Genomic DNA, 13689 nt, shown 5'->3' with positions numbered 1-13689 from the left:
GAATCGGAATACCATGAATATACGTATGATGAAATATAAGAATCCGTGGTTGTGGGTCTCGGAACTGTCTTTTGCCGAAAGCTTGTCTTTTGTGGCACTCATGACTTTGTCCATGATACTCTATAAGCAATTAGGATTAAGCAATTCCGAAATTACATTTTATACCTCATGGTTGTATCTTCCATGGGTATTGAAGCCTTTGTTACGGCCTTTTCTTCCTGTTATTAAGGATAAGCGTGCCTACGTTTCGATGATGCAATTGCTCATAGGATCAGCCTTCGGCGGAGTGGCTTTCTTTATTCCATCCAAAGATTGGTTGCAAGGCACATTGTTTTTCTTTTGGTTAATGGCTTTTGCCACAGCTATACATAGTGTGTTTGGTGCTGCTTATTATGAACAAGAACCAGCTCAGCGCCGCCGATTCAGAGTGAAAGGTATCTATACAGTCTTTCATCATCTGGCCATCATATTCGGGCAGGGTGTACTTGTAATGATTGCCGGAAACCTACAGGTTATCTATCGTAACAGCATCAGTTATTCGTGGAGTCTTGTATTTTATGGTGTGGCAGGTTTGTTTATTGCTTTTTGGTTATGGATTCATTATGCGTTACCTGGCTCTCGCGAACAGACGAAGAAGCACCAGACAAATATCCGCGAGCAGTGGAGTGATTTCAGACAAGTCAGCTATGAGTTCTTGCAACGTCCCCAAACGTGGCTGGGATTGCTCTTTGCCTTGTTCTATATCATGCCCCAAGGTCTGTTGGTACGGATGTCTCCGCTGTTCTTGTTAGACTCCTTGCGCAATGGCGGGTTGGGACTTTCTCCCCAAGAATTTGGCTTTGTGCAAGGTACGGTGGGGATTATAGGTCTGGCATTGGGTGGCCTCCTTGGTGGAATGGCAATTCGCCAGTCCGGTTTAAAGGCCTGGTTATGGCCTATGGTGTTGGCTTTTACCCTGCCTGATGTGGTGTATGTCTACCTTAGTCATGCAGTTCCGACTAGCCTGATGGTGATTAATCTATGCGTGTTTCTAGAGCAGTTGGGATATGGGTTCGGTCTTACGGCTTATATGTCTTGCTTGTCTTATTATTGTCAAGGAGAACATAAGAATTTGTACCATTCCCTCTGTATGTCTATGATGGCTTTAGGGATGATGATTTCCGGATTGTTTTCGGGAATGATACAGACAGAATTAGGCTATAAAATGTTTTTTGTCATTGCTGTGGTGAGCAATATGGTAACCTTTATAGTCGTGGCGTTAGTGCGTGTGACGGGCGATTATGGGAGAAAGTCTCAACAAGTATAGGAGACTTTCTCACCCTTTTCCATATTACATGGCAAAGATATTAAATCCGCCATCCACTACGGCCACCGTTCCTGTAACGAAGGCTGAGGCCTCGCTCATCAGATAATGGATAGTACCGCACAGTTCTTCCGGTTTACCCATTCTGCCAAACGGAGTTTGGCGTATGACGTTCTGTCCTCGTTCGGTATATGTCCCATCAGGATTGGTAAGCAGTGTTCGATTTTGCTCGGTAATAAAAAAGCCTGGTGCAATGGCATTAACCCGGATACCTTCACCGAACTTCTTGGCTGTTTCGTGGGCCATGTAGGCTGTGAAGTTGCTGATTCCGGCCTTTGCAGCCGCGTATCCGCATACGCGGGTTAAGGGTCTGAAGGCAGCCATACTGGAAAAGTTGATGATGCTACCTTTACCTTGTGCTACCATGGGGCGTAGGAATACCTGCGTTGGTATGACTGTTCCCGTAAGATTGAGATTTAAAACTTGCTGGAACTGGTCGGGCTTGAGGTCAAAGAAGTTTTGGCCAGGGCCGATAGTTGCGCCGGGTTGATTACCACCGGCTGCATTCAATAAGGTATCAATTCTGCCATACTTCTCGATGATATCTTTGCAGTTCTGTTCTACGACTTCTTGATTCATGACATCGGTCTTCCAGAATGAGGCTTCGCCACCTGTTTCCTTTATATCCTCTACAATGGTATTACCCACCTCTTCATTTCGTCCCAATATGTTTACTTTGGCCCCGTTTTCTGCCAGATATTTTGCTATACAGCGTCCTAATACACCTGTGCCGCCTGTAATGACGACCACATTGTCCTTGATATCAAATAAATTGTTCATAGTAAATGGTTAATCAAAAAATCCCTGTTGTTTATATTCTATTCCCAATTCTCGGTCTACCGTGGCGAGAATACCCTGCACCTGTCCCATAGCAAACATGCGGCCGAGGAAACTGTAGCCTGCATTATAGCCTCGTTCTGCATCTCCTAGCATGGTCATACCGTGGTCTACGCGCATAGGAAGGCTGGGATTAGTGCGTTCGAAGATACGTACCAGCTCTATAATGTCGGCACGTCCACCTAGATGGCTGGCTTCTGTGAAGTCGCCGTTGGGGAATATGTGGCACGAACGTAAATGTACAAAACTGGTACGTGAAGCATATTTGCGAGCCAATGCCACTACATCATTGTGTGCACCGGCCGACAAGCTGCCCGCACAGAATGTCAGTCCGTTGTGTACATTGTCCACAGCGTTGAGCAACCAGGCTATATCTTCATCGCTTGTCACGATACGTGGAAGTCCTAAGATGGGGAAAGGTGGGTCGTCGGGATGAACACACATATATATATTGCATTCCTCGCAAGTGGGCATGATGGCATTGAGAAAGTAGCACATGTTCTCACGTAGTTGGTCGCGCGTGATGCCTTCGTATAGGGCAAGCAGTTCGCGGAACAGTTCTACGGGGTGTTCATCATCTTCTTTGATGTTTCCACTGACGAATCCCTGCGTCTTCACGATAATGTTTTCTACCAATCGATGATTGTCTTCCTGGGTCATCGTGTGTTTCAATTTCTCTACTTCTGCCAATATTTCAGGGCTCCAATCCTTTTCCGCACCGTCTCTCTGAAGAATACAAATGTCGAAATAGGCAAATTGGGCATGAGAGAAATAGAGGTTGGTACTGCCGTTCGGATTTTCGTGCGTGAGGTCCGTACGCGCCCAATCCAATACCGGCATGAAGTTATAACATACCGTATGGATGCCTTCTGCTGCCAGATGGCGCAGACTTTGTTTGTAATTCTCGATGAGAATATCGCGATCCGCCGAACCATATTTGATACCTTCGCTTACAGGAAGACTCTCTACCACGCTCCATCGCATGCCATAGCTTTCTATATATGTACGGAGGTCGTGTATTTGTTCCTGTGTCCAAATTTCACCGTTGGGTACGTCATGTAGGGCGGTTACGATCCCCTCTACTCCTATTTGTTTCAGCATGGCAAGTGTAATCTTGTCTTTTTTGCCAAACCATCTCCATGTTCTTTCCATGAATTCTCCTTGTTTTATCTGATTAGATTATATGGTTGCAAACTTAATGAATTTATTTGAATTCCCTGTTTTTTACTAGATTTTTTATCATACAAGTGAGTATATGGTTTGAAAAAGGGAAATATAGAGATGCGGCTTTTTTTATAAATAACAAAAAAAAAGTTATATGAAATATTTGTATATCAATGAGTTAGCTATATAGTACACTGCTTTTTAAACACGCATGGCTATATTGATAAATGAAAAAGAATGTTAAAACGAGACTTCTGGCGTGCAATGTTTTCCATATTGTTTCATTAGCTTATCATATACGAACAGTAATTATTCACTAACAGTAATAACAATTATGAGAAAAACAACATTCAAAAAAGGCCTCTCAGTGTTGGCCTGCGGGGCTATGATGCTATTGGCTTCATGCTCACACGACGACTTGGAAAATGACAATTCACGTGCGCAACGCACAAGTATTAACGACTATGTGTACGCTCTTCCCTCCGTTCAGCAAATCAATCCGTTCAGGGAACGCCTTGTGAACGATGGTCAGGCTCACGAAGTAGGTCTCAATATGCAGCAGTTTCGTCCCACACGCAGCTATATGACACGCGCTTCAAAATTTGAGGAAGAGTATGAACAGGCTAAAGAAGTAGAGGAGATGTTGCTCTTTACCGAAGATCAGGAGCTTTTCTATCCTGGTGCGCTGATTCGTTCGAAAGAATGGGTGACGGGAAACTACCTGCCTATTGAGGTAGAGCGTAAACCCCTCACGCTTTCTACCACGTTGCTGGGAAAAGAAAAGAGTGTGGTAACAGTTCAGAATCCTACCCTTTCAAGTATCCGGGCAGGTATGAACGAGTTGCTCACCAAAGAGTATGATGCCCCAGCGGCTAACATCACATACTCAAGTGAGGAAGTATTTGACGAGGAGCATCTCAAGATAGCCATGGGATTCAACTACAGTGGGGCTGGCGGTTCGGCAAAGGCAAACGGAATGTTTGACTACAAGAAAGAGCGTAACCGCTTCCTTGTGAAGATTCAGCAGGTATTTTATACCATCGACGTGGATAAACCTCGTACGCCGGCCGACTTCATCGCCATTCCCGAAGGCGACTATGAACGCCAGATAGGAAATGAGAAACCCGTGTATGTTTCATCTATCAAGATGGGGCGTGTGTTCCTTCTGGGTATAGAAACCACACTGAGCAAAATCGAGGCACAGGCTAAGATTCAGGCCTCTTTCCTGTCGGGAAGTGTGGGGGTAGAAGCAGAAACGGCCTTCGACAATTTGAAGAAGAACTCTACCATCACTGCGCGAGTGTTGGGAGGCGATGCTAAGCTCAGTGCACAGGCCATCACCGACATCAAGCAAGTCCCCACGCTATTGGCCGAGGGGGCACGCTTCAGCCGCGAGAATCCGGGGGCTCCTATCGCCTATAAGCTGCGCGAGTTAGGCACTAACAAGCCATTCAAGACAGTTATCTACTCGAAGTACCACAAGAATGGAGCACGTTTCAAGGACAACAAGCTTGACTTTACCGTGAGACTTTCAGGTACATCACTCAAGACGTCGGCAGGTGAACAGCTGGAAGAAGTCGGTGTTTCGCACATCGTGGTAAAGCGCAAAGACGCATCGACATCGAAGAGAGAACTCAAATTCCTCACTGGGTGGATTGCCGATGCACCTCTTTCGGGCTTGCAGGTTGGAGATAAGGTTTACATGGAGATAGACCGTACGGCCAAGGGCGATAAATACAAGAAATTATATACCTTTGAGCTACCCGACATAGAGAGTCTCATGCGCCGTACCGAACAGTTACGAGGGAGCAAGCCTCTATATGATCCGAAGGAGAGCGAACCGCTCATCATCACCGATACGAATAAGGAGGTGACGCTCTCACTTATCATCAAAGACCAGAAATTATATTAAGATAATTCTTTAAATATCAGTAAATACAGCAAAAGATTGTAGACGTTAGAATCTTTAGATTCAACAAAGGGTAACAGTATGAGATGGGTATGGCCGTGGAGGTCGTACCCATCTTTTATAAGATGTTGAGTAGGAATTAACCGACTTGGCCATACAAAAAGTAGCTTTTCTTTGTATGAATCATATATTTGCTATATCTTTGCAGTGGAAAAGTATTTCCATACATCTATCATTATCATGGGGTTGACTGGATTTGACAGCGGGATGAAATGGGATGTAAGCACGCGGAGGCTCGTCGGCTACCTCCATAATCTGAGTGGACACAAATTTAATTGGCGAAAACAATTACGCTCTCGCTGCCTAATCGAAGTACAGTAGATTACTGGCTTTATCCCTTCACCAGGTGAGGGGACGAGACATCGCTCTAAGGATGTTGTTCCGAATCTGAGGGTCAAGCGGTGCAGGAAAATCGGGAATAGTCTATGTAAGCCTCGTTGCATGGATGAAATTTAGAGGATAAGGTTGCAGTTGGTGGTCCGGGTCTTGCTGCAATTCGAAAACCTAAGGCCGGAATAAGCGTGTAGAAAGCATGTTGTTTCCCTGTTTGGACGTGGGTTCGAATCCCACCAGCTCCACATTTATTTACTCTGAATAAGAGAAACTATTTAATCAGATAATCGCCGTAGCTCCAACGAGTTGCGGCGATTATTCGTTTATATACATCCCTGTTTGGGGGTAATATACAGATATTGCCCTTATACCTGATTATTTACAACCCTATTGATTATCAGGTTGTTATTCTTACAATTCTCAATTTGGAGCATTACCCTTCCAGTTGTGAGCTGGTATTAATCTCATAGCATACTTGCGGATAGAATACGCTCGTACTCATAACTATCTTTTTCTTTTCTTCCTTACCCATTTATAAAGTTCCCACAGCCAAAAGAGAGTAATATATATTATTAAAAATCCCATTTAACTCCTTCGCTTATAGGAAGAAACACAATAAGTATGGGGAGACCTACTGCAATTATTGACGCTATTAAGTACGTTATAATTATAGCTATAAGAGGCATTTTTTTCTTACTCATTTTATTTTGCACTTTCCAAATTGTACCACTTTTAATTTCCCTTCTTCAATAATAGCTTTATGTCGTTTTCGATTCCGTCCAAAGAAGTACCTACTTACAGTATATACATGCCCTTGCATACCACCTTGCAATGTTCCGATTACAAAAGCTCCTGCTTTAGCTTTCATTCCACCACATAATACTGATTATACCTGCACAAATTGCGCCGATGAAAAATATAGAAGAAATAACATACCAAACCGCATTATTCTTATGACTTTCAAATTTGTGGAAATAGCCTATATATTCCTCATTCTTTTGACCCATGAAGTGGGTAAACAGTAAGGAGAGAACACAAATGATTATAAGAAATATAAGGAAATGGGAATTCTGGATAGGAAGTATTCTAAGTTTCTTGAAAACTGACAGAATAAGCATTTCATAAGGAACAAACATAAAAGCCAATGTTCCTTCTGCACGCGAAATACTCATTCCTATATTTATATCATAAAAAACGACTTCCATCGTTTTATACACATTTTTTATATAGTGCTCCAGCGTTGGATTATTTTTCTGAATATAGCCGAGCGGATTCCAAAAATATAGCCGTTTGCATACACGATTGATGAAAGGTTCAAGTATTCGCATCGGCATGCGATAACTCCATCTTTCTGCACGATATAGAGAATATAAGAGTCTTATTACAAAGAGTTTCATAGCTAATAAACGTGATCTTATAAATATTATTTGATATTTGCTTTTTTTACTAATACCAACAAACTACTTGCTTGCCTTCTAAAAAGTCAAGCAAGATTTCTAATCTCACGCAGGGTATGTTTGTCGGTGCTGTGTCCGACAACTTTGATGAACGTATCGACCAAAAGATTTTCCATGCAGAGATAGTGGTGGATAGCGCCAAAGTCTCTGCTGAGATGAAAGCCTACCAGCCCATACCCGTGATAGCGAACTTTATAAACGAAGATGGTTCCGACAATCTCAAAGAGACCATCGAAGCCAATTATCGTAAGGTAAAACAGAGATACTGTCGCTTGTTGATTCAGAGATTCAAAGGATAAAGAATACCCCTGCCTTGTCTCATCTCATTTCGGACAAGTAGCGCAAACATGAATCAGATAGTGTGGATGGTGGTATAATGGTTTACAGAGCAGAACTATATCCACAGGTTGATCTTATGATAGCCGTCAGCATTAATAATTACGCTTATACCAAATTGTTTTCGTTTCAATTCTTTTAGCCCAGATTTTTACGACCAAAATTATTTTTCATAAATTTTCAGGATGTTTTTGTTAGCATAAAAATCGCCCCCACATTTTTTATGGGGGCTCATATATGAATTAAAACACATACAAGAACCGCCCCCACTATCATGTCAGCAATCGCAAACAACAAGCATTGATAACGCCATTTTTTTATATTGATGTCACGTATGCTTTCGAAGTACTCAAAATAGCAATGGTCATATTTTGATATGGACATAATATAAAGCGACAAACAAAATAATATCAATACAATATAGCAGGCCATTATTTTGTGCCCTAGAAAGAGGCTAACTAGAACCATAAACAACAAGGCTATAGGTGCAGAAAGAACACCAATTATAGCGATTGAATGATTGTTAGCCACCCATAGCGAATCACGTCTTAATCGTTTTTTATCATAATGCCCTAGTATGTTTTTGCCAAATGTTATCTTTGCGTCTATTGCCAAATCCCATTGGGAAAGCATATCGCTTATAACATAATTTAGAATATTGTAATAATAGACAAATGTTCCCAGATAATTTCTTTTCTTCATATTTTAATTATTGGATACCTTTGCAGAGAATCTATCTGCAAAGGTAACACTTTTTATTAAGAAACTATTTAAAAGTAAATAAAAGCAGAATCCCACACTAAGTCAGAAACCCCAGGGCAGATTCAACCAGCAAGTGCAAAATTACGATATCTTATTGAAGAACTCTTTCTTCGGCGTTGAAAAGTTTATCTTTTCCCTTGGCCTTCTATTCAATTTCTTCTGAATAGTCATAATATTCTTGTCTGTGAACTTACTAAAATTTTCCTTCTTGGGTATGTATTGCCTTATGAGTTTGTTCAAGTTCTCAATGGCTCCCTTTTGCCATGAGGCGTAGGGGGCGGCAAAGTACACCGGTACACCAAGGTATTCTGTAATGTCTTTGTGTGCGGCGAACTCTGGTTCATTATCCGTAGTTATCGTCCTGATGTGTTTTTTGTATGGCAATAGCAGCTTTCTCACCACTTTGGCCAGAGGTTTGGATTGCTTCCCCATAGGAAGCTTCTGCATGAATAGCATACTTGTCGATTTCTCCACCAGGGTAAGTATTGCGTTTGATTCGGAATCCACTATCAAATCCATCTCGAAGTCTCCGAAACGTTTCCCATCCACTTCCTTGCTACGTTCGTGTATACTTACCCTGTCCTTAATAGGTAGATGCCTGCCCTTAGGACGAGTTCTGTGCCTGAGCTTGTGGCGCATATGGCTTGCAAGCACTCCTGTACCGTCATTGTAGACCAGGTTATAGATTGTCTGCCGGGATACCTTTATACCTTCGTCCCTAAGAAGATAGCCCGATATCTGCTGAGGAGACCACTGTTCCTCGATAATGAAATTCTTTATTCGCCAAATGAGTGCATCATCCTTCCTGGAGTTTGATACGCTACGCTTTCTGCGAGCCATAGCTTTCTCTTGAGCCTTAAATCAGATGTACTTACCTGAGGCTGTGCTGTTGCGCTTTAGCTCACGTGAGAGGGTGGCTTCACTGATGCCAACTATCTTGGCAATCTCTTTTCTTGATGTTTTCTTTTGAATTAAGGCGAAAATTTGCGACCTTTGCTCCGAGATTAATTGATGGTACATAAGCAATACAAAGTTAATTAATCTTTGGGAGACTATGGTCTCCCTTTTTATTTGTATTGCCGGTTGTTTCTTTTTTCCTTGCCGAGAGAGGCAAGGGCCTATTGTTATTGCACTTCGTTTTGGAAGTTACACTTCAAGTTCAATCCTGATGGCATCTGCTACGGTTTTGTCTGCAATAGCATCGTACCATGCTCCTACAGGTATCTCCTCCCTCTGCCATGAAGCGCAGCTCTGCCAGGCGTTGTATGAGATTGCAGTCAATCCCCCTTGGGGTGCTGTAGTCATGTTCCACCGATGCCTGATAGCAGAAGCCTGCCTGCCGTATGAGCCTCTTTATAGTAACCCTTAGCATCATCAGAAAAACTCGTTTACTCGTCAATCTGTCTACTTTTAAAAACTGCAAAGGCTCGGCAACATCGCTGCAAGGCCCGAACAGTAATGCTGCCAAGGCCAAACAGCAACGCTGCCGAGCCTTTGCAGTTTTTAGAAGTAGACAACTAAACAAATTGACGAGTAAATGAGTAGACAAGTAGGTGAGTAATCGAGTGGACAAGCTGGCTGTAGAATGGAAAATATATTAAAAAAAAATAGCGCATCGTCTGATGAGAGGCGATGCGCTATTTGCGTCTGTTTACTTTCCTATCCAGCGGGCTTTGTAGATTTTAAAGCCGTACGAGCGGAAGATGGTCTTGCCGGTTTCGTCGATAAGATCGTCGGCCCACCACTCTTCTTTAGGGCATAACATGATGATGCCGTGAGTAGAATTAGATACGCTCTTGACAGCATAGAAATTGGAAAACTCCTTGACCGAATTGTCGCGCAGATTGTATTTCCATACCTTCTGGTTGGTAGCCAGCCACAGCATGTCTTCTTCGCCCTCAATGGGATATAGCTCATGCACACCGATAAGTTTTCCGTCGGGCGAGTCTACGTCTTTTGTCTCGTGGTTTTTCAGCAGTGGTTTTTCCTTGTCTCCATTATACTCAAAGATGTGCATGGTGTGGGCAGCCGAATACAGTCTATTGCGTTTCTTGTCCCAATACACATTGTGGGCGGCCGGTAGGTCGTATTTGGCCACCATTGTTCCGAATCCTTTGATGGTATCGGTGCGGAATGTAGCGAGGATACCGTCGGTAGATGATGCCGTGACGATATTGCCGTCGGGCAATAATTCGGCAGAGTGGGGATTCACGCCGGCATAGCCGTAGAACAATGTCTTCTTGTCGGCAATACGGATGAGGGCTACGCCACCGCCGGAGGCAGCCATCAGAATGCACGTGTTGTTGTAGACGGGTTTCACATCGCTGGGATTAGAGAACCATTTGCGATGTTCTTCGTTCACTTTTCCTATGGTTGCCGTCCATTTCCATACCACCTTTTTGGCATCGGCATCGGCTATGACTACCGACGCATCGGCCTGATTGGTGATGACAATGGCTTTCTCTGGCATGACAAACTCGGCTTTCTTGAGTGTATCGACGGGAGAGTCTTTGCTGCAACCGCAACTACAGCTTAATATGATAACAGCAATTAAGCCTAACAGGGGATTATTGGTTTTAATCTTTTTCATATTTGTGGGTTTGGTTTTATGAGGTGGCAGCAGTGGTGGCTGCCGCCTCATAGTGGATATATGTTATTTTCCGTCGTACTCGAATGCACCGAGGTCGATGGCCGAACCAACGACGCGCGGATTGCCCATGATATCGTATGGCAGCTGGAAGTCAGTTTTCTTGCCGGCATTGATACACTTAGATCCCGTCTTCAACCGATAGTCTCCGTTGACTACAGGGTTGACAAACTTTGGTCCGTTGGCGTCGTCGTTGTTCACATTCAGCTCGAAGCAGTCGATGAAGTTGATATTCTTCTCTTTGATTCCGCTGTGAACGGCACTGTTGGTAACCGTAGCCTGGCCGGCAACGAATGCACGGTAGCCAGTTCCTGCGGTCCGCTTGATAGCCCATATAATCGAGTTGAACCACTTGCTGCCACCACTCATATAGTTGGTGTTCCAACCATCCGACATAGAGCTGACCAGTGTACAGTTGTAGAATTCGGAACCGTCTCCACGCACGATGTAGTTCTTGGAGTGCAAATCGTGTATGTAGCAGTTCACCATCTTGCTCTTTTGCAGATAGAATATCTGTTTGCCGTGGCGTATGTTGCGGAATTCGCAGTTGCGGAAACCGTGGTTCATGTAGATTTCGAAGCATCCCACATCCGTATTGGTGTAGTTGTCGCAGTCGGCAAAGACGATGCCATCCATCCAGCAGATAGCTCCCGTATTGTTCCAGGCAGCCATGAATTTACGCTCTCCGCCAATGAATACGGGCTTGTTCTTGAGGTTGCGGAGGTGCAGTTTGTCTTCAGTTCCCTTGAAACCGCCATATACGTTCACGGCTTTCCACGTGAGGGTAGACTTGAACTGATACTCGCCCGATGCCACCCATATTTCCATGTCACCATTGTTTGAGGCTGCACCCATCGCATCGTGGATGCTGCCGAATGCCCGTTCCCAAGAAGAACCGTCGCCATTGCCGCCGGGCTTGACGTAGATAATCTGGGAAACGCCGCGCTGGGTAATCAGGATGGTATCGGAAGCATCGGCCACAGCGCCCTTGTTCTTGATGACTATATAGCCGTTGCGCTCCTGTCCGGTGGTGTTGGTTTCCACCTCTGCCGATATAAGCACGTTCTGTACGGTCTTTCCAGTAGCTGGAGGAGCAGACTTAATCTTTATCCAATTGGCGCTGGGTACACATTCGTAATCGACATTGAGGGTTACCGGAATATCCAGTGCAAACTCGCCCTTCTTGATGACCAAATCCTTCTGTGAGGCCTCCAATGGTATGAACAATATCTTATCGGTGGGCTTCTGGATGACAGACAGCGTGGCCGACTTCTTTTTGTCTTTGTCGTAAATAGTCACTTCGGTGGTGCGGTCCTTACCCGTCGGATTGGGTGTAGCTGCTACTTTCAGATGGGTCTTGTCGGCTTTGGTAAAGCTGAATCCGTTTTTTGCTGCCACTTCGGGCTGCCAGTCCAGATGGGTTTGCACTTCGAGCAGCACCTCGCCACCCTGTTTGTTGAAGTAGACCAGGCTCTGTGGGAGGGTGATGAGTGTACCGCGTCCACGCTGGGTAACCTTGATGCGCTGGCTGTATTGGTCCATCAGTCGCACTTCGATATAGCCCTCGCGGTCGTCCATGGTAGGATTCTCCTCACAGGCGAAAACGATAGAGTCGGATTTCAATGCCTGTCCGCGATAGCGGCTCAGCTGAATCCAACCGTCGGAAGCCTCGGCAAACCACGGATATGACGACTTCAACGGCATCACCAGACGCTCGCTCTGAGGCTCTGTGGTAACACTCTCTTGCACGTCGAGACTTGGCTCTACGCGTTGTATATCATATTTCTCGCTGCATGATGTAAGGACATGGAAGCATGTCATTGCACCTACTAGCATTGTTGGTATTAATCGGTAGCTCTTCATAACTTATCCTTTCTTTATGACTACTAAACCATTAAATATCGGTCGTTGCTCACCGTCGGATGGTTTGTTCAATACATTGATAGTGCCTTTGCCATCTTTGGCGGCAAAGGTGGAAGATGCACCACCATCCAAATTCAACGCATTGTGGCATCCTGCGTGCTTACAGATACCGATGGCGTCTTCTACACGTATTCCTTTGGAGAAATCGTCTTGCTGTCCGTCGACCACGAAGAGATAGCATTTCTTGCCGTCTTGCGACAAGCCGACGAAGGTGCGTGGGGCGAATGCCATAGTGAGGTCGTTGACTACCAGCAGGTCGTTGGTCTCGCCGTCGGTTATCAGGGCATGGAATCCGCCTATGGCATCTTGGATGTCGGCTGCATAGCTCTTGAAGAATCGGGGATGTATGATGCGAATATCGCCATTCTTCAACTTGACTATCATGCCTTCATTGCCTGCGGTATATGTGTCTTTGATAGCTTTTCCATCCTTCACAAACACATTCATGGACTGGTAGTTGTCCTTGACTTTACCGAAGAAATCGCCATTCACACCGGCATAGACCGTCTGTCCGGCCTTCTCCAGAGCTTCTATCTGCCCTGTCAGTGGCTGTAGGGTCGTAGGATTTTCGGCATTATCGGCACAACAGGCAGCTAATGTCAGGTTCTTGGTTAAATCGACCTCGGCAATAAGCATGTGGGTCTTGTATGTACGGAACACCATCTTGACCTCGGTTACGTTCACGCCGTCGGTCACACTCCACATAGAGTCTTTCTCTACACGCTGCAATTCGGGCAGATTGTCGGCTATGTTTTGCATCAGTGCAGTTTTAGCCCCTTTGTGTGGAAAAGCCGCATCTGCATTGTCGGACGAGTCTGAACAGCTCGCCGTGAACAGTACTATGCAGCTCAATATTGAATATAATATTGTTGATTTCATTACTTCTGGTTTTAATAAT

Annotated in this window: 10 protein-coding genes, 1 other RNA gene and 2 pseudogenes; 4 read left to right on the top strand and 9 right to left on the bottom strand. The window is 44.5% G+C overall.

The window, feature by feature from the left end; genetic code table 11:
• Positions 1–25: 25 nt before the first annotated feature.
• Positions 26–1306, top strand: a complete 1281-nt coding sequence (locus ACZ42L_RS05490; protein WP_464716865.1) for an MFS transporter — start codon at positions 26–28, stop codon at positions 1304–1306.
• 24 nt (positions 1307–1330) lie between these two features.
• Here the strand turns inward: ACZ42L_RS05490 and ACZ42L_RS05485 are convergent, their stop codons facing one another.
• Both ACZ42L_RS05485 and uxuA read right to left on the bottom strand, forming a co-directional pair.
• On the bottom strand, positions 1331–2143 hold the full coding sequence (locus ACZ42L_RS05485) for an SDR family oxidoreductase (RefSeq protein ID WP_464716864.1): 813 nt from the start codon (positions 2141–2143) through the stop codon (positions 1331–1333).
• 9 nt (positions 2144–2152) lie between these two features.
• A complete protein-coding gene (uxuA, locus tag ACZ42L_RS05480) occupies positions 2153–3352 on the bottom strand; it encodes a mannonate dehydratase (RefSeq protein ID WP_464716863.1) in 1200 nt (399 codons plus the stop codon).
• Between the two features lie 346 nt (positions 3353–3698).
• Here uxuA and ACZ42L_RS05475 point away from each other — a divergent pair, with 346 nt between their 5' ends.
• Complete coding sequence (locus tag ACZ42L_RS05475) at positions 3699–5276, top strand: thiol-activated cytolysin family protein (protein WP_464716862.1); 1578 nt, start codon at positions 3699–3701, stop codon at positions 5274–5276.
• Positions 5277–5515: 239 nt separating this feature from the next.
• Positions 5516–5914: a transfer-messenger RNA gene (ssrA, locus tag ACZ42L_RS05470) on the top strand.
• 609 nt (positions 5915–6523) lie between these two features.
• On the opposite strand, the gene ACZ42L_RS05465 is transcribed toward ssrA, so the two are convergent.
• Positions 6524–7063, bottom strand: coding sequence for a hypothetical protein (locus ACZ42L_RS05465; RefSeq protein ID WP_464716861.1), 540 nt, complete (start codon positions 7061–7063; stop codon positions 6524–6526).
• A gap of 86 nt (positions 7064–7149) precedes the next feature.
• Between ACZ42L_RS05465 and ACZ42L_RS05460 the strand changes: the two are divergent.
• Positions 7150–7463 (top strand): annotated as a pseudogene (locus ACZ42L_RS05460) (conjugal transfer protein TraG); the annotation flags it as partial.
• 227 nt (positions 7464–7690) lie between these two features.
• Here the strand turns inward: ACZ42L_RS05460 and ACZ42L_RS05455 are convergent.
• From ACZ42L_RS05455 to ACZ42L_RS05430, 6 genes and pseudogenes are all read right to left on the bottom strand, one after another.
• Entirely contained in the window at positions 7691–8161 is a 471-nt protein-coding gene (locus tag ACZ42L_RS05455) for a hypothetical protein (RefSeq protein ID WP_464716860.1), read from the bottom strand.
• A gap of 122 nt (positions 8162–8283) precedes the next feature.
• Positions 8284–9241: pseudogene (locus tag ACZ42L_RS05450) on the bottom strand (IS30 family transposase).
• Positions 9242–9367: 126 nt separating this feature from the next.
• Positions 9368–9526 (bottom strand): hypothetical protein, encoded by a 159-nt coding sequence (locus ACZ42L_RS05445; RefSeq protein WP_464701326.1) that lies wholly within the window; start codon positions 9524–9526, stop codon positions 9368–9370.
• A 346-nt stretch (positions 9527–9872) separates the two neighbouring features.
• Positions 9873–10811: a DUF6528 family protein gene (locus ACZ42L_RS05440; RefSeq protein WP_464701325.1), complete on the bottom strand. Its 939-nt coding sequence runs from the start codon at positions 10809–10811 to the stop codon at positions 9873–9875.
• 63 nt (positions 10812–10874) lie between these two features.
• Complete coding sequence (locus ACZ42L_RS05435) at positions 10875–12704, bottom strand: BACON domain-containing protein (RefSeq protein WP_464716859.1); 1830 nt, start codon at positions 12702–12704, stop codon at positions 10875–10877.
• 30 nt (positions 12705–12734) lie between these two features.
• Positions 12735–13670, bottom strand: coding sequence for a phosphodiester glycosidase family protein (locus tag ACZ42L_RS05430; protein ID WP_464701321.1), 936 nt, complete (start codon positions 13668–13670; stop codon positions 12735–12737).
• Positions 13671–13689 lie beyond the last annotated feature (19 nt).

The sequence above is a fragment of the Prevotella mikamonis genome (assembly GCF_055381405.1).
The sequence above is the reverse complement of the archived record's forward strand: the minus strand, read 5'-3'. Positions and strand labels throughout refer to the sequence as shown.